Annotated in this window: 14 protein-coding genes; 9 read left to right on the forward strand and 5 right to left on the reverse strand. The window is 41.2% G+C overall.

Annotated features, from left to right (window positions below; translation table 11 throughout):
• Positions 1 to 38: 38 nt before the first annotated feature.
• The 4 genes from J1N10_RS01105 to J1N10_RS01120 all read right to left on the reverse strand — a co-directional run bounded on the left by J1N10_RS01105 (position 39) and on the right by J1N10_RS01120 (position 7,165).
• The gene (locus J1N10_RS01105) at positions 39 to 1,553 is read right to left on the reverse strand and encodes a RagB/SusD family nutrient uptake outer membrane protein (RefSeq protein ID WP_262324824.1); all 1,515 of its coding nucleotides are present in this window, start codon (positions 1,551 to 1,553) and stop codon (positions 39 to 41) included.
• A 39-nt stretch (positions 1,554 to 1,592) separates the two neighbouring features.
• Positions 1,593 to 5,135 (reverse strand): SusC/RagA family TonB-linked outer membrane protein, encoded by a 3,543-nt coding sequence (locus J1N10_RS01110; protein WP_262324825.1) that lies wholly within the window; start codon positions 5,133 to 5,135, stop codon positions 1,593 to 1,595.
• Between the two features lie 170 nt (positions 5,136 to 5,305).
• Positions 5,306 to 6,481, reverse strand: a complete 1,176-nt coding sequence (locus J1N10_RS01115) for a FecR family protein (protein WP_262324826.1) — start codon at positions 6,479 to 6,481, stop codon at positions 5,306 to 5,308.
• Between the two features lie 129 nt (positions 6,482 to 6,610).
• A complete protein-coding gene (locus tag J1N10_RS01120; protein ID WP_262324827.1) occupies positions 6,611 to 7,165 on the reverse strand; it encodes an RNA polymerase sigma-70 factor in 555 nt (184 codons plus the stop codon).
• A 300-nt stretch (positions 7,166 to 7,465) separates the two neighbouring features.
• On the opposite strand from J1N10_RS01120, the gene J1N10_RS01125 reads away from it, so the two are divergent.
• From J1N10_RS01125 to J1N10_RS01145, 5 genes are all read left to right on the forward strand, one after another.
• Positions 7,466 to 7,954, forward strand: coding sequence for a cupin domain-containing protein (locus J1N10_RS01125; protein WP_262324828.1), 489 nt, complete (start codon positions 7,466 to 7,468; stop codon positions 7,952 to 7,954).
• A gap of 87 nt (positions 7,955 to 8,041) precedes the next feature.
• Positions 8,042 to 9,148 carry a nickel-binding protein gene (locus tag J1N10_RS01130; RefSeq protein ID WP_262324829.1) on the forward strand — a complete coding sequence of 369 codons (1,107 nt, stop codon included), beginning with the start codon at positions 8,042 to 8,044 and terminating at the stop codon, positions 9,146 to 9,148.
• 54 nt (positions 9,149 to 9,202) lie between these two features.
• Positions 9,203 to 10,567 carry an FAD-dependent oxidoreductase gene (locus J1N10_RS01135; RefSeq protein ID WP_262324830.1) on the forward strand — a complete coding sequence of 455 codons (1,365 nt, stop codon included), beginning with the start codon at positions 9,203 to 9,205 and terminating at the stop codon, positions 10,565 to 10,567.
• A 139-nt stretch (positions 10,568 to 10,706) separates the two neighbouring features.
• Entirely contained in the window at positions 10,707 to 12,119 is a 1,413-nt protein-coding gene (locus J1N10_RS01140) for an IgA Peptidase M64 (RefSeq protein WP_262324831.1), read from the forward strand.
• 113 nt (positions 12,120 to 12,232) lie between these two features.
• Positions 12,233 to 13,027 carry a ribonuclease H family protein gene (locus J1N10_RS01145; protein ID WP_262324832.1) on the forward strand — a complete coding sequence of 265 codons (795 nt, stop codon included), beginning with the start codon at positions 12,233 to 12,235 and terminating at the stop codon, positions 13,025 to 13,027.
• 120 nt (positions 13,028 to 13,147) lie between these two features.
• Here the strand turns inward: J1N10_RS01145 and J1N10_RS01150 are convergent, their stop codons facing one another.
• The gene (locus J1N10_RS01150; RefSeq protein WP_262324833.1) at positions 13,148 to 14,002 is read right to left on the reverse strand and encodes a DUF4382 domain-containing protein; all 855 of its coding nucleotides are present in this window, start codon (positions 14,000 to 14,002) and stop codon (positions 13,148 to 13,150) included.
• Positions 14,003 to 14,265: 263 nt separating this feature from the next.
• Here J1N10_RS01150 and J1N10_RS01155 point away from each other — a divergent pair, with 263 nt between their 5' ends.
• The 4 genes from J1N10_RS01155 (at position 14,266) to J1N10_RS01170 (ending at position 18,166) form a co-directional block, all read left to right on the forward strand.
• Positions 14,266 to 15,123, forward strand: coding sequence for an alpha/beta hydrolase (locus tag J1N10_RS01155; protein WP_262324834.1), 858 nt, complete (start codon positions 14,266 to 14,268; stop codon positions 15,121 to 15,123).
• A gap of 74 nt (positions 15,124 to 15,197) precedes the next feature.
• Positions 15,198 to 15,416 carry a tetratricopeptide repeat protein gene (locus J1N10_RS01160; protein WP_262324835.1) on the forward strand — a complete coding sequence of 73 codons (219 nt, stop codon included), beginning with the start codon at positions 15,198 to 15,200 and terminating at the stop codon, positions 15,414 to 15,416.
• 87 nt (positions 15,417 to 15,503) lie between these two features.
• Positions 15,504 to 16,934 carry a sulfatase gene (locus J1N10_RS01165; protein ID WP_262324836.1) on the forward strand — a complete coding sequence of 477 codons (1,431 nt, stop codon included), beginning with the start codon at positions 15,504 to 15,506 and terminating at the stop codon, positions 16,932 to 16,934.
• Positions 16,935 to 16,948: 14 nt separating this feature from the next.
• Positions 16,949 to 18,166 (forward strand): glycoside hydrolase family protein, encoded by a 1,218-nt coding sequence (locus tag J1N10_RS01170; protein ID WP_262324837.1) that lies wholly within the window; start codon positions 16,949 to 16,951, stop codon positions 18,164 to 18,166.
• Positions 18,167 to 18,198: the final 32 nt, after the last annotated feature.

An 18,198-nucleotide genomic window follows, 5' to 3' on the forward strand; every position in this document is an offset into this window, starting at 1 on the left:
AGGCAGGCCCGGTCCGGAATGAATACAATTGGTTAAGGCTAATAGGTATTTTGTTTGATGACTCCTTCAGAAACAGTTATGTCATAAGTTGTAATTGGGCGGGCAAACTTCCTCGACTTCTTATCCAAGATATAGGTTACAGGCTCTTCCTTATCATGGATAGCCGATAAGTTGTATGGATAAAATTCACGGGTCATCACCACATCATCGCTTGCATCGTCGTTATTGTTGTAACGACGCACATCAAAAAAGCGCTGTGTAAATGGCATTTCTCGACGGCGTTCGTCAATGATGCACTGCAAGGCTTCATTTTTATTGGCGGCCGACAGGTTAATCACATCGGCTGGCGCATCGCTACTGATACGCTTAGCACGCAGCTGGTTAGCCGTGACCAAACCTTGCTCCCATTCACCTTGTCGAACCTGTGCCTCGGCTTTAATCAACAGCATCTCGGCAACAGTAGGTCCACTTGGCAAATAGCCATTTTCACAGAAAACGTAAGACGGATAGCTCAGCGGTGGATCAACCATACCACGCGTGTACGAGTAGTCTTCAACTACATGGTACTTATAACGTAAATCGTGTGTCTGGTCGTACAGCGCCAACAGGTCTTTAGAAGGTATGAAGTACTCAGTTCCATTATATAAATAACGGTAATAATATAATTCTTTCCAGGCCATGCTGTTCTGCGAATACATGCCTCCATCGAAGGTAATTGGATAATCGATTCGGACATCCTCACCATCCACGGTCACTTCCTCAACAAAACTAGAATAGCTCATTTCGGTATTGTAATCCACTAACACCCCGTGGTCGGCCAAAGCTGCTTCAGCATATTTCTTCGCATTTTTATAATCATGCATGCACAGATAGACACGAGCCGCAAAAGCATTTACAGCGGGCGTACTGCCTCGCCAGATACGATACTTATCATCATCAAACTTCAATTTGCGCTGCAGTTCAAGCGCTTTTCCCAAATCGCTTACAATCAGCGCCCAGGTTTCTTCAAGTGTTGCTCTTTCGGCCGATTCTTCAAAACTGGTGGTCTGCTTAATTGGCAGTCCCATCTCCTGCATGTTTTCATTACTATATGGCAAACAGTAGGTATTGGCCAACTGGTAATAACTGTAGGCTCTCACATAATGCGCCTCGGCTTCCAGAAGACTGATCTCTTCCTGTGTGCCCTCCATTATGTCAAGGTTCGATATAATCATGTTGGCTACAAATATTTTTTCCCATTCATGTGGCCAATAAGGACGCTCATAATCGGGCAAGTATTCCACATCCCAAGTGGCAAACTGCACGATATTAACCCCGTAAATATCTTTATTATCAAAGAGTTCAGTATAAAGACCATAGTCATCACTAGCATGTATTACATCACGGTTAGCCTCTGAAGCAAAACTACGGTAACTATTTAATAGGACATCGAAGTGCTCAACCTTGGTAGGCACCACATTTGATGATTTATTGGGCTCCTTATCCAGAAAGTCGTTACAAGCAGTCAATAGCAGAGCTATTAAAACTAAAAGTAAGCTACTATATTTTTTCATTTTGATAGATTTAAATTTTTAAATAACCGGATTTAGTTGTTACAATGTGAAGTTAAATCCAAAGGTGTACATCGCCTGTGGTTTCATGCCACCCATTGGGTATTCAGGATCCTCATCATAGTCATTAAATACGATGGTTCCCAGGTTATTCACCTGACCATATACCCTGATGCGCTCAAATCCTAATTTAGTCACAATGCGCTTTGGCACATTATAGCTAACATTCACTTCCTGGAATCGAATGTGCGATGCATCAGCGGTCAGGTAATCAAGGTATGGATAGAAGCGCCCCCAGAAATAGTACTTTCTCTCCTGTTCAGGGATTGGCACTATCTCATTTGGATCACCATTCACTACCTCGGAATATTTGTTATTTACCAGATTATTACCTTGCGACATAGCCGGGTAGTTAAACGAATGACGACGGTATACATGACCAAACTTACCGGTAATGATGAACGACACATCGAAATCATACACTTTAAACGAGTTCTGGAATCCTAAGGTATAAGGCGCTACCGTTGTACCTTCGTCAGACATGTACTCGCGAGCGTCCACTCCCGGAGGCCATGCACGGAAAGTGTATTGCTCATCATCAACACCATGGAAAGAAGGTGTCATCTCCGGGTCTGTCTCTGTTCCAACATTTGTCAGTCCGGCATAACGCAAAGCCCACAAAGTATTCACATTGTGACCCTCCATATATTTCACAGTAGGATCGCTACTACCGGTCATATCATAAAAACCGTAGCTTGTTTTATACAAACTCTCAATTTCATTTTTATTGTAGGATAGATTCAGACTACCGTTCCACACGATGTCTTTGCCAACTATTGGCAGATAACTACCAAGGGTTATCTCGATACCTTTGTTGAGCATGGAACCATTATTAAACCTTGCACTTTGCGTTCCATGTACCGAAGGGATTGACTGGGTTACAATCAGATCTTCACTACGTTTGTTATACACGTCCACGGTACCATTTAACTTTCCTTTTAACATGGCAAAGTCAACACCAACATCAATGGTACGGGTACGCTCCCAACGCAATGTTGGGTTACCATAGCTTGACACACTACCCTTAGTATCGTTGGTAATCGCATCAGGTGTACCTGGAATACTAATCAATGGTTTAAACGAAGTTGAACGATCGACGTTACCGTTAAAACCATAGGTAGCTCTCAGGTGTAAGCGATCTAGCCAATCCACATTACTTAAAAAGTCTTCTTTATGCATTTGCCAGCCAATACCCGTTGACCAGAATGGTGAATAGCGATATTTCGGATCATCGGTAATCAGGTTAGAAGCATCGGTTCGGATACTACCCGAAACCGTGTATTTATCATTATAGGTATAAGCCATATTAGAATACAGCGAGAAATAGCGGTCGGTACCATAGCCAAATGATGGCATGCTGTATAAACTTATTGGATGGAAATAACGAGCATATGCCAGTGGCCAGCCATTCCACATTTTCGCCGTTTTATAATCATTTAGTAAGCGTCCCACCGTTAGCTTATCATCATTATAGCCTAAAATATCTGCATCGTACTTCGATTCTGTCACCCGGTCGGTGATTTCACTACCGGCAATAATATTAATGGCGTGCTTTTCATTAAATGTACGGTTAAAACTCAACTGATTACGGAAGTTGTAGTTACGCACCATTGATGAGCTTTGCTGTAAGGCTCCTCCAAATGGTACATTCTGCGTCACTTCACCAGTTGTTCGGTTCCATTCAGAAGTCTCGTTAATCAAGCTACGCATAGTAAACGACTCCTCAGCGTAGTAACTTTTATTTGCCGAATTAAACTGCTCATACATAAATTTACTATCCAGCTTCAGACCAGGTAAAATCTTCACACCCAAACCTGCCTGCAGACGCACGTTCAATCGGCGATTGGTACGATCTCGGTGCTGAATCTCATCAATTGGGTTATACGACCAATCGGCATAAGGGAAGGCCTCCTTGTCAAGCAACTCGTTTAGAATTGGCTGGTAGTAGTTTAGATGATTTAAGTCAGTTAATGAACCATCCTCATTCTTCAACATATCGTAGGGCGATAAGGAGTTAATATCGCTAAGACTAACACCGTTATTGGTACGATTCGTTAGCTGTATCATGGCACCAAAGTCGAAATCAAGCCACTTGGTCACCTTCAGCTGATTGCGGTAATTAACCATGAATTTCTCACCCTTGTTTTCTTTGAAATTGTCTTTATCGCCTTCATACATCAAGGTCAACACGTTAGACATACGCTCACTGGCCCCCGACACACTTAAGTTATATTGCTGTGTAAACGGGTTTTGCAACAAGTTATCTTTAATCTGCTCTTTATTGTTCAGTTGAGATAATTGATTCAGACGCGCATTCATCTCCGACTCAGTGATACGTCCTAAACGGTAATCGTTCATGGTAATATAACCTAATGAATGAGGCGTATCTATGTTTGATAAGGTAAAAGATGGTGCTGCCCATGGCCCGCCAAACATATCGGAATTAAAGCCACGCTTCTCGTATTCAATCACCTCGGCACTGCTGGCCAGTGGATTCACATAGTCCAGATCCAGTTTTGGAGAGAATTTCCAGAAAGAAGAAAACTCCACCTTTGCTTTGCCTTTGGCTGCCTTTTTAGTTGTTACAACAATAACACCGTTAGCCGACTTAGCACCCCAGATTGAAGCTGCTGCCGCATCCTTCAGTAGGGTCACACTCTCCACATCATTCGGGTTGATGCTTGACAAACCACCTTGAATAGGGAAGCCATCAACTACAACCAAAGGCTGGTCGCCATATCTGCTTAAGCTGGTTTTACCACGTACCTCCATCGACACATTTCCATTAGCATCCACGGTTGTCTGCACACCGGCCAAGGTACCTACCAAGCGTTCTGATATATTCGTTGCCGGCTTATCAATCTGCTCCTTATCAACTTTATCGAACGCTCCAGTGGCCCTTTCCTTCGATAGTGTCTGGTAACCTGTTACCACTACTTCATCAAGACCTTGCATCTCTTGAATCAACACTACCTCGAAGCGTGTTTGTTGACCAACAACGATTTCAACATCGGTGTATGATAAACAAGAAACTACCAGCGCCATGCCCTCTTTATGTTCTACCTCCAGCTCAAACTGACCATTGATATCAGTAACACAACCCAAAGTAGTACCTTTAATGCTAATTGCAGCAAACTGAATGGGTGCGCCTTCTTCGTCTTTAACTGTACCTGTTAACTTAACCTTTTTATCTTGTGCAGGCATATTCAAATCTTCTACCTTGATAACAGGCGCTTTATGAATTAAGATCACCCCATTTTCAATCGAAAAAGCATATCCCTGTTCGGACAACAAAGGCTCCAACACATTATCAACCTGTTCATCTAGCACATTAATAGAAATACCTTCTATTTTACCTAACTCTCTACCATTGAATAAAAAGCCAAGGTTGGTTTGTTGCTCAATCGCTTTCAAACATTCCTTCAGCGTAACATTCTTTAAATTGAGTGTCACCCGCTCCTGGCTCAGCACTGTTGCCGATACTTGTAGGTTTAGAATGAATAATAATAGAATTAAATTCTTCATAAAAAATAACGTACGCCTTCGACTTCTCACAAAGCCGAAGACCCATTCTGACATTTTTTTCATAATTTTGTATTGATTATTGAATTAATAAAGGGATCTTCCTTTTATTACAGAGCGGAAAAAGGGCCAATTTTTCCGCTCTCTTTGTTTAGGATTGATCACACACTTTTCTATTTTATTGTTACTGTATTATCTTGTAAATTAAATTCGACATCACTTACCTTTTCAATCATATTTAGTATCACATCAATATTCTCAAATCTTGGCAGGCGTCCGCTAAATGATTCGTTGCGCTTTTCGTTATTGATAAAGAATACATCAATATCGTACCAGCGTTCTAGTTTTTTAAAGATGCTCTCCAACGAATCATCCTCAAAAATGAACCGGCCTTGCGTCCAAGCCATATAAACAGATGCGTTAACCTTTCTTACATTTGCATCCAACGTCGTTTTAGAGAAAACATATTGCTGATTGGGCTCAATAATGATGGGCTCCGGAATTCCTTTCTGATTACTAATTTTTATAAGCCCCTCAACAAGGGTCGTTTCGATCGCCTCATCATTTTTGTAGCAACTCACATTAAATGTAGTACCCAGAACCTCCACATCGTGACCAGGTGTTTTAACAATAAACGGACGTTGCTGGTCGTGTGCAACAGCAAAGCAGGCCTCACCACTTAATATTTCTACTTCTCTTACTGCTTTACTGAAATTGACCGGAAAGCGTAATTCACTCATTGAATTAATCCACACCTTCGTGCCGTCTGCCAATACAAGCGTGAACTCTTCGCCCCTATCTACCCGGATGGTGTTTTGCAAATCGTCAGCGCTTGCTTTTTGGTCATCGGCCTTGTATATTGCCTCTTCACTGGCCAGGTTTATCGTTGTTCCATTCTCCTCAACCAGCTCCTGACTGCCCTGACCCAGTCTTACCCTTTGTCCATTACTTAAAATCAGCTCTGCACTGCGATGTCCCGGCTCAATAGCAGTAACCTTTTGAGCCACCTGTACCTGCTCAGCAGGTTGTTTCACAACTAACGTTACCAGCGTAACCAAAGCCACAACGGCAGCTACCGAAGCCGCTGCCACCGTCCATCGTTTTACCAAACTATTCGTTCCGCGTTTTAATCGACGCGCTACCATATTCCAGGCATGCTCCCGATCTATCTTTTGTGCATTAAATACCCCTTTGGTTTTGTAATAAAACTGAGCTTTTTCATAGTAAGCTTTATTCGCCTTATCGGACGACAACCACGCCTCAAGGTGCTGTTCTTCCTCGTGAGAAAGCTCGTGACGCGCTTTTTTGCGAATCAGCTCAATATCTATACTAACGATGTCTTTTTTCATTTTTGAGTTGCTCATTTCAAGACAAAGACAAGCTCAAATGACAAAGGGTGACATAAAATTTTACTTTTTTTCACTCTTTTCATTAATAGGCTATTTAAAGCCCTGAATTTCTTATATGCAGATGTGCGATTACAAAAGAAATAATAGCCCTGTTCGCTGCAGCAATTTTTCACGCAAACGTTGCCGGGCGCGTTGCAACTGAGTTTTTACCGTATTCACTGAAACATTTAACTCCTCAGCTATCTTCTCCCTCGACAGGCCATCAAGCATTTTCATCCGAAATACTTTCCCCATCTGTTCGGGCAGATCTTCAATTGATTGCATTATCTCATTCAATAGCTTTGGATCAAAATGCTGCAAGTCATCATCGGCCTGCAATACACCATCCATATACAGCAGGTTGTTTTTATCCTTAACCTTAAGGGCCTTCAAATGATTTATGCATTTATTGCGGATCGATTGGTAAAAATAGGCCTTAATGGAAGTTGAAATATTTACCTTTGAAGCATGCTCCCACATGTAAACAAATAAATCCTGCACCAAGTCTTCGCTTTCGTGTTGATCGAACAAAAAGCTTTTGGCAAAAGCTACAAGCTTCTCATAATAATCATCAAACAAAGACTGATATACCTCTTTATTTCCTTTTTTTATTTCATTAAATATAATCTTATCCTCAATTCTCATCTGTGTAGGCTGTCTTAGAATTGGCCAAATATAAATATTTATAATAAAACACTTTAACATCAGTTCTCCACTGCACCATTATCTGCTTAATTTTCAACCATCATTTTAAGTGAAGTTGAAGACATACAAACCATTGAAACGGCTGCCATTAGGTGGCCGTTTTTTTATTCCTGCTCATTGACAGTGCAACATTTGTGTTAGCATTTGGATTATTTATGGTCGCCCATCGCTCCTATTCAACTATATTTTTGTGCTCATCGTAAGCTTACAATTTCATTGTTGAAACTTAAATTAAGTACCATGAAACGGCAAAAATTAATCGTAATTATAGTATCAACCATACTATTGGGCACTACTTGCTATGCCCAGAAGAATCAATACACCATTAACGCAGGTCAGGTACCTGCATGTACCCATGTTCATTTAGATGATTTTCCTCACGACCAGACTTTACCGATTATTAAAGGTTGGGGCGGCATGGCTGTAGACATTAATAATGCACCGGCCGGCACCGATTTCACACCATTGCTTCAGGGCTTGCAAAACGACCATTGCCAGGTGCCGCATTGGGGCTATGTTATCGAGGGGTCTTTACAGGTGATGTACGAAGATGGCTCTAAGGAAGTATTTGCTAAAGGCGAGGCTTTCTTTATGAAACCGGGGCATACGGCTGTTGTGATCGAAGATTTATTCCTCGTCAGTTTCAGCCCTGAGGATGCCATGGAAGAACTAATTAAACATATAGAACAACGTGTGGATGAGCTGAACGGCTCATCCGCCTCCAAATAAAACCAAATTCAAGCGTTCAAAAATACGGGATGAACATTTTCATCCCGTTGACGTTTACCTTTTTTACTCACCTATAAAATTTTAGCTATGCCATTATATATGGATTGTCACCACATGCCGGGCATACGCTTAGAAGATGCAAAAGTAGCCCATATACGTGATGTGGCCGTACAGGCTAAGTATGGCGTTAAATACCATCAATTTTGGATCAATGAAGAAAAGGAAATGGCTTTTTGTCTGATAGAAGGACCAAGCAAAGAAGCTTGTCAGGCCACTCATATGGAAGCTAATTTCATGACGGCGTGCAATATTGTTGAGGTAGACGGAGGTTTGTACTCTGCCTTTATGGCCTATGGTCAGACTATTGACCACGGTGTGGTAATGGAAAAGGACGACCTGCCAGATTCGGGTTTTCGCTTTATTTTAACCCTGGATATTATTGCTTTAACTCAGCTGATTAACTCTGTGGACTTTGAACAGCTCAAATTTCCGGAGGTGCCACGAAATGTTGCCAATGAGCACATTACAAAACACCAGGGGCGATTACTGAAGCAACTACAAAAAGAAAGTATCATTGCCACCTTTATGACACCAGAAGGAGCGCTTCGCTGTGCCTTAGCTATTAAAGAAGAATACGACAAACGATTTTCCGACTCAACAGGGAGCCCCTGGAATATCCGCTATAAAATGGGCATTAGCGTAGGACAGCCAGTGACCGAACATGAAGACCGCTTATTTGAAAAAGCCATTCGCGACAGTAGCCGACTTTGCAAGGTCGCCGCTGATGGGCAAATTAAAGTAGGTAGTGAAATAGGTAAACTCAGTTTTTTATGTGAAGACGAAATCATAAGCAATAATCTATCTGTTCTCGATATAACCGAACAACAATTCTTCAATCAGCTATTTGACCTGGTTGAAGCCCGCTACGCCGATGACGATTTCACGGTTGACAATTTAAGTCGTGAAATTGGTCTGAGTCGCACCCAATTATATCGTAGAACCCGCTCACTAACGGGTAACTCACCGGTGGAGTTTATCCGTGACATTAAATTACAAAAAGCCTTTTACCTGATACGCCAAAGTCCCAAAAACATATCACAAATAGCACTGGAGGTGGGTATTAATAACCCCTCGTATTTTTCTAAATGCTTTCAAAAGAAATACGGCATTGCCCCATCTCAATTAGCAGTTTAAGTACGCCTTAGCTCCCCACTCATTCGTAGTTTATTCACCATAAAAAAACAAGCTATGAACTTCGAATCTTTAAATCAAAAGTGCCGTGGTCAACTCATCCTACCTGATAACCCACAGTATGATGAAGCACGGAAAGTATACAACGCCATGATTGACAAACATCCTGCTGCTATTCTTTTTTGCGAAGATGAAGAGGATGTGAAAAACGGCGTTCTGTTTGCCAAAGAAAACAAACTGGATTTAGCCATTAGAGGAGGTGGCCATAATGGTGCTGGACTGGGCACTTGCGATGCCGGACTGGTACTTGATATGTCGCCCATGAAACAGATAGAAATTGATGTAGATAATAAACGAGCTAGGATTGGCGGTGGTTGCACACTTGGCGAGGTAGATAAAGCCACTCACGAACATGGACTAATGGTACCCGGAGGTATTATCAGTACAACGGGCATTGCCGGCTTAACACTCGGTGGTGGTATTGGATACTTTACCCGCAAGCTGGGGCTCACCATCGATAACCTACTTGGGGCCAGAGTTGTATTGGCTAGTGGCAAAATCGTTAATTGCAATGCTATCCAATATCCTGACTTATTTTGGGCCATCCGTGGTGGCGGTGGCAATTTTGGGGTGGTTGTGGAGTTTACATTTAAGCTCAGCCCAATAAGCATTGTGCATGCAGGCCCAATGTTCTGGGCCCTCGAAGACGCCAAAGAAGTGATGCAGTTCTTCGATAAGTTTACTAAGGAAACTGATAATGATTTATACGGTTTCTTCGCCTTTCTGGTGGTGCCTCCGGGCGACCCTTTCCCTGAGCACCTGCACCATAAAAAGGTATGCGGCATTGTGTGGAACTACACCGGCCCAGCCGACAAGGTTGAAGAAGTATATCGTCCAATACGTGAGTTCAAAAAGCCAATTTTTGATTTAATCATGGAGATATCTGTACCTGATTTAAACAGCTTATTCGACGACCTTTACCCGGCCGGCTATCAATGGTACTGGAAAGCTCACTATGTGAATGAACTAAGTGATGCGTGCATCGATGCCAATATCGGCTATGGCGAAACTTTGCCATCGCTCCACTCAACAACGCACTTCTACCCTATTGATGGAAAAGTACATCAGGTGGCAGCAGAAGAAACGGCTTGGGTTAACCGTAATACTCGCTGGGTACAGGTAATTGTAGGCGTTGATCCGGAACCAATCAATAAAGAAAAGGTGACACACTGGTGCCGTTCCTACTATGATGCCATGACACCATTCGCCATTAAAGGCGCCTATGTTAATTTTATGATGAAAGAGGGTGAAGAACACATCCGCTCATCTTACCGCGAAAATTACGATAAGCTTGTTCAAGTTAAAACAGAGTATGATCCGGATAATCTCTTCCATATTAACCAAAACATCAAACCTTCATAAACAGTTAATTATAAGTCCAAACGGCTATTGCAAATGCAGTAGCCGTTTTTCTTGTTCCTCACCTAAATGATATTATTCAAGGTTTATCTAAAGCAGATTAATTAACTTGCTTTTTAATTCTCAACTCAATATTCGAGCTATGCTTAAAAACTACATTTTTTTAATGACATTGCTGGCCATTTTCTCGACCAGCTGCCAGGCCAAGTACGACAAGTACTTTAGCAATGCAACCATGCGCCTTGATTATAACCACATTGGCAATGCCAGTGAGGAACATTTTGCTTTTGACCAGATGGTGAACGACGGCCAATGGGCCGGTAGTAAAACCATTCTCATCGACGACCTACGCCTGGGCAAGTACTTTTTTGATGTAAAAGACCCACAAACGGGCGAAGTTCTTTATTCCAGGGGCTATTCTAGTATTTATGGTGAATGGGAAACAACCCCTGATGCCAAAGATAACTGGGGTAGCTTCCATGAATCATTGCGTTTTCCATGGCCTAAACAAGAGGTGGATGTCACCATTTACAAGCGTAATATCAAAAACGGTTTTGACCTGGTGTGGACTTACAATGTTAATCCGAATCACCACAGAGCCTTTCGTGCATCAGCCGACAATCATTACAATACGTTTGATCTAGTGGTCAACGGAGCTCCTGAAAAACAAGTTGACATTGTAGTCTTAGGCGAAGGTTATGCCAAAGAAGATATGGGTAAATTTCGTAAAGATGCGAATCGCTTTGCTGAGGTATTATTAAGCACCGAGCCCTTTGCTTCGCATAAAGAGAAATTCTCCATCCGTGCCGTTGAAACACCGGCTCCACATTCGGGCGTTAACCATCCACACCAGGATATTCACACCCGTTCGGCATTATCGGTTACCTATGGTGCTTTCAACTCGGAGCGCTATGCCCTGGGTTACGATAATAAAACCATTCGCAATGCTTCAGCTGCCGTGCCCTATGAGTTCACTGCTATCCTGATGAACGATTCTATCTACGGTGGTGGCGGTATTTACAACCTGTATATCACCGCTGCTGTTAATAATGCCTTCCAGGAATATTTGTTTGTGCATGAGTTTGGCCATCACTTTGCCGATTTAGCCGATGAGTATTACACCTCGGCCACTGCCTACGAGATGGACGCCCAACACCTGGAGCCATGGGAACTGAATGTAACGGCCAACACCGACCCGGAAACCATTAAATGGAAAGATATACTGACAGCTGATACGCCTTTACCAACACCGTGGGAGAAGGAGAAATACGACAAACACAGTATTGAAGTTCAGAAGAAACGTGTTGAAATGCGTAAAGCCAAAGTAGACGAGAAAATTATGGAAAACTTCTTTCTGGATAAAAAGGCCTGGGATGAAAAACTCCTGTCCAACATGAGGTACAGTAACCACGTAGGTGCTTTTGAAGGTGCTCAGTACAAATCTAAAGGCTTATACCGAAGTGCCGCCAACTGCATCATGTTTACACGTCACGACCAATTCTGCCCCGCTTGCCAACGGGCCATCACCCTGATAATTGATCAATATACGAAGTAAAATATTGTCACTCGACAACAATGAAGCGGCTGCCTTACGGTAGCCGTTTCTGTTTTATATCGGATGTATTTCAACGCGTTTTCACTATCTTACTTCCATCAAATGAAGCCACGATGAATATTGTAAAGCTCAAGATACAAGTTACAAGCATTAGCAATGAAGTCATAACTTGCCTTGTTGAGCACCAGTCTGCAAACAATCAGATAAAGTATCATACTGCTTTAAAAGAACTAAGCATTAAGTTTAGCAATTCCTTATCCATCATTATTATCCGTAATCGTTTTCAACTGAAGAAGGTACTAAACTCAGCCTTAAAAGGTTGCGTAACAGTAGGGCAAAATATTAATTGTGTGTTTATTGAAGACTTTCCGTTTTTGAATGAAAGGCAGTTTAACCAATTCATTTGCATCGACAGGCGTCACAAACAGTTGACCATAAATGCTTCTAAAAGCTCTAATGGCAGTTTTCATAAACTGTATACCGATGGTTCACACGTATGTGAAACAGGCCACTCGGCCTATGCCGGATTGCTGGAAACTCCGGATGGTCATCAGGAAATCTTTAGCCGTTCGTTTGACAAGGGAAGCAGTAACCTCATGGAGCTGCTAGCAGTTATTGATGGCATGGAGCGGCTGCAAAAGAAAAATAAGGTGCAATTGTTTACGGACAGCCGCTTTGTAATTCGAGGCCTGGCTCAATGGGTTTACTTCTGGGAACACAACAATTGGCAAACAGCTTTTGGGGCCAAAGTAAAATTTGCCCGCTACTGGCAAGAACTGCATCAACTGTGCGATGGAAAATTAATGGTGCTAAAATGGATCAAAGGCCACTCGGGCCATGAAGAGCAAAGCTTTTGTCATCAGCTGGCCCGGCAAACAGCTGAAAAACAAAACCGGATGACTAAATGAACGATATAAACACCAACTGCTATGAAAAACCGCTTAGCCCATTTAAGGCGCTAAGCGGTTTGATAACTTTCAGGAAAAAAGGGAAACATATAGCTCCCTTTTTATAATTCAGTCAATCGATTACTCTGTTGGTTCTTCGGTTGTTTCAATCGCTGTTAGCTGTGCATCCTGTGTGGTTTTGTTGGCAGCTATAATCTCTACTGCCTCAACGACTACTTGCTCATAACCTTCTTTTTCAAACACTACGGAGTAGCTGCCTGCATCAACACCCAACACTGCATAATTGCCTTCGGCATCCGTAAATGAAGTGGTGTACACTTCCTCTCCCATCATTATTGACACCTGCACGCCTTCAATGGCCACCTGGTCAGCGTCAGTTACCACACCCGTTAAACGGCCGGCAGTTGACATATTGCTCGCCTTAATGGTTGGTTTAAAGTTAAACCCATTAATCCCTTCTGGCGAAGAAAAATCACCCTTCAGTACAAATGATTTGCTAACATCCATATCAAGCAATAGTTCACTGGTAAGACCGCCTGTTACAACAAGGGCTGGGTTAAGAAAAATCTTAATACCTGTTTGCGATCCACTTGGTACTTTAAGCGAATGTTCTGTACCATCCTTCAGCACAATAGAAGCTTCTGACACATACAAACGAATCAAGTCGTATTCGCCTGCTTCTATCTCGAGGTCAACCAAACCAGCTGTGACACCGTTGGTTAAGTCAAGAAGATTAAAGCTCATTTCTTCTTCTGAAACAACAATAAACGGTCCTTCTTCTTCATCCTCAGCATTCCTGATTTCGATTTTGTTAATGGTTACATTCGCTTCTGCAACAAGGTCTGTTGGGAAGGGCGCATCCGTTAAATTAATCTTTAAGGTTCCTGTTGATGAATGACCATCATCGTTGCTGCAAGCCATAAAAAGGCTCGACATTACAATTGCTACTAAAGCAATTAGTTGTTTTCCGTCCATAATCGTGAGATTTTAAATTGTTTTCCAAGCATAATATAAACGGAGAAAGATTGCTTTTAGTTTCGTGCAAGCCATTTTTTTTTGGAGCAAACCACTTGTAAATGGGTATTGAACCTACAGAAACATAATTAATCCCTTGAATGACATTCTGGGTAGTTAACATATCTGGGGGCGCAATACTTGCCCATATGTAATGTATTGTGCACCTTTAGATTCCGTATAGAAAATGTAAACACCATGCGGTTATAAATATATTGGCTGCAATGAAAAAGAACATGACACGAATAATAATCATATCAATAATTGCATTGCTCTCATTTGCAAAATCATTTGGGCAGAATCAAGAACCAATTACTATCGGGCAAAAATATATAATTGAATCCAAGGTTTTAAGTGAAAGTAGAGAATATTGGGTGTATTTACCATCTGACTATGATAAATCAATATATGACTATCCTGTAATGTATTTATTAGATGGACAAGAACACTTTCATCAAATTACAGGAGTTGTAAATCATATGTCTAGACTTGTACAAAGGATGCCAAGAATGATTATTGTTGGCATTGTTTCTAATGATAATGACAGAGTGAGAGATTATACACCTAATCCAATAGAAATATTACCGAATGGAGGTGGCGCTGACCAATTTATTGCATTTCTTAAGAAAGAATTAATCCCTAAAATAGATAATGATTTCAGGACAAATGATTATAGATTACTGTTTGGTCACTCGTTAGCTGGTGTCTGTGTTAACCATATTTTCACAAATTACAACGAGCTTTTTAATGTGTATTTTGCTGCTGACCCTGCAATATTTGTAGACCCAACAATTACAACAGATTTAGAATCTTATATTTCAAATCAGGACACCATAAAATCGAATTATTTCCTATCCGCATGCGGACTAGTTGATTCAACTACAATTGTACCTAATATCGAATTATCTGAGCTTGTAGAATCCAAATATTCTACAAAAGTATCCTGGGATTTTAAGTTTTACTCAAATGAAGACCATGTTTCAATGACTCTAAAAGCAATTTATGACGGCTTAGAACAGTTATACTCAGATTATAAAATTCCAATAGATATATCCATTCTTTTGACAAAGAGAACATCCTGAATCATATAAAACAAAATGAAGACAGATATAAGATTCATGTTGCATTACCCGAACAGCTGGTAAATGAGTATGCCATGCATTTCTGTACGAAACAAAAGTATGATGATGCTCTCGACCTTTTACGCTTAAACCTGGAGAATTACAAAGCTCCATACGAAACATATTATTTTTTGGGACAAGTATTCTCAATGAAAGGAAACAAAGATAAAGCAATAAAATCTTATGAAAGGTCCTATGCGATTAAAGAAATTTGGGATGTAAAAGATAAAATTAAACAAATTAAGAATGAATAAATTTGTAGCCAACAACGTATGAAAATAATAGCCGAAACAGTAGCAATTTAAAGGGCTAAAGTCCGCTTCAACTTTCAAGAATAAGCTATGTCAATTAAGAATAACGAAAAAACACAAACCCTTAATACGAAATTGATAACTGCCCTTGCTATTATTTCCATGATAGCAACTAGCTCCTGTCATCAAAAAACACCCGACACATTAAAGCCCAATATTGTTATTATCAACATTGATGATATGGGTTGGAGAGATGTTGGGTTCATGGGAAGCGGCTTTTACGAAACACCTAACATTGATCAGTTGTCAAGCGAAGGCATGGTTTTCACCAATGGTTATGCGGCCTCGTCCAATTGCGCACCCAGCAGAGCCTGTTTAATGACCGGACAATGGACGCCACGTCATGGCATTTACACGGTTAACTCCTCTGAAAGGGGTGATTCAAAAACCCGGAAAATTATACCTGCTAAAAACACAACGACCTTAGCCGAAGAACATGCCATCATTCCTGAATTATTAAGTAAAAATGGTTACAAAACATGTCATGCAGGTAAATGGCATTTAAGCGACAATCCGTTAACGCGTGGCTTTGATGTCAATATTGGAGGTGGACACAATGGCCATCCTAAAAGCTATTATTTCCCCTATCAAAATGTTAAAATTGAAGGAGGTGAAGATGAGTATTTAACCGACCACATCATGCACAGAACGTTGCATTTTGTCGATACTGTTGCTGATCCTTTCTTTCTTTACTACGCTCCTTATGCCGTGCACACGCCCATCCATCCTGTCAAAAGCCTGCTTAAGAAATACCAACAGAAACCAGCCTGGAATGGTCAGGATAATGCCAAATATGCCACCATGGTAGAAAACCTGGATAGAAATATTGGCTTGTTAATAACAAAGTTAAAAGAAAAGGGCCTTTTTGATAATACCCTGATAATTCTTACTTCTGACAATGGAGGCCTCTTTGGCATAACCAATCAGCATCCGTTAAGAGCCGGAAAGGGCAGCTATTACGAAGGTGGTATTCGTGAACCTTTCTTCTTTGTAATGAAAGGTAAAATAAAGGCCAATTCGAAAAACGATATCCCAATTACTCAACTGGATATTTCTCCAACCATCCTGCATTATGCCGGCATCAATTCGGATAAATTGACGTTAGATGGCAGTGATTTATCGCCCGTTTTAGAAGGCCAATCAGAGCAACTGAACCGCCCTTTATATTGGCATTTCCCCATATACCTGGAGGCATATCAAAAGCATAATAATGAAAACCGGGATTCCCTGTTCCGTACACGTCCTGGTTCGGTCATCCGCTATGGCGATTGGAAGTTGCATTATTATTTCGAAAATGACGAAGTTGAACTCTATAACCTGGCGCAGGATATTGGAGAGCGTAATAATCTGGCTCAAACAAACCAGAAAAAAACAGAAGAATTGTTGGGTTACCTGAAAAAATGGTGGAAAGAAACAAACGCTCCAATACCCGGCATGTTGAATCCGGAATATGAAAATTGAAAAAAGAAAGACATATGAATGTACTGAAAATGATTTTGTGCCTGTTAATGCTGCAAGCTTGTTCAACAAGTAAAGATAACCCGGCATTGGAAATACAAGCACTTCCTATTGATGCAAAGGTAGAAGAAGATATTCTTGTGGGACCATCGGCCCTGAATGACCCCAACCGATTTGTGTGGGGGGCGACTGTGGTCAAAGGGAAAGATGGTCGATATCATATGCTTTATAATACCTGGGAATGCGGGGATAGCATTCCTCCGTTTACTAATTCATGGGTTTTACATTCAAAGATTGCGTATGCCACTTCTGATTATCCGGATAAAGACTTTAAGTTTGAAAAAATTGTTCTCAAGGGAAGAGCTTTGGAAGGAGACTCAACCGCCTGGGATGCGCAAGTGGTAAGTAACCCCCATTTGCGACTATTTAATGGAAAGTATTACCTGTACTATATCGGCTCTGTTGACCCCGGGGTTCAACCCGTGGGTACAAAAGGTGAGAATGTCAATAAAAGAAACAGGGTTCAACAAAACTTTAAAATTGGAGTTATTGAATTTGATGATTTTGACAGTCTGGTGGCAGGCAATTTCATAAGGCCCGACGCTCCGCTTCTAAAACCTAGAACACGGGTTAAGGCAAATAATATTGTCAACCCATCGCCGGAAGGTACCCAACCCAAACCTGATAATATTATTGTGGTGAATCCGGCTGTTGTTCAACGTCCTTCGGATGGAAAATATTTACTATACTTTAAAGGAAATATTTATGAACCACATTGGAAAGGTGTCCACGGGATTGCCATTGCCGACTCCCCCACCGGTCCTTTTACAGCAACCGACCAATTTATTTTTGACATCAAACTGGACAATGGAAAATTGGCTTCAGCGGAAGACCCTTTTGTATGGTATCACAAGACTCACAATTGTTTTTATGCTGTACTCAAAGACTTTACAGGCAAAATAACAGAAGGTGAACCAGGGCTTGCTCTACTTCAATCTGAAGATGGTATTGAATGGGTAAAACCTGCCCATCCTTTTTTTATGAAAAAAGAGATTTCATTGAAAGACGATGGAAAAATAAAAGTGCACCGCCTGGAAAGACCTTTTCTTTTAATTGATGAAGATGGTAATCCTCAGGTTTTATATGCCGCATGTTCAATAGGAGATGTCAACAAAAGACAAGATGGTAGTTCGTTTAATGTCCAAATACCTATTCAACTAAAACTGGATAAGTAAACATGTAGCAATTTAGTAACACATAAACGCAG

This window comes from Carboxylicivirga litoralis, from assembly GCF_025499605.1.
Taxonomy (GTDB): Bacteria; Bacteroidota; Bacteroidia; order Bacteroidales; family Marinilabiliaceae; genus Carboxylicivirga; species Carboxylicivirga litoralis.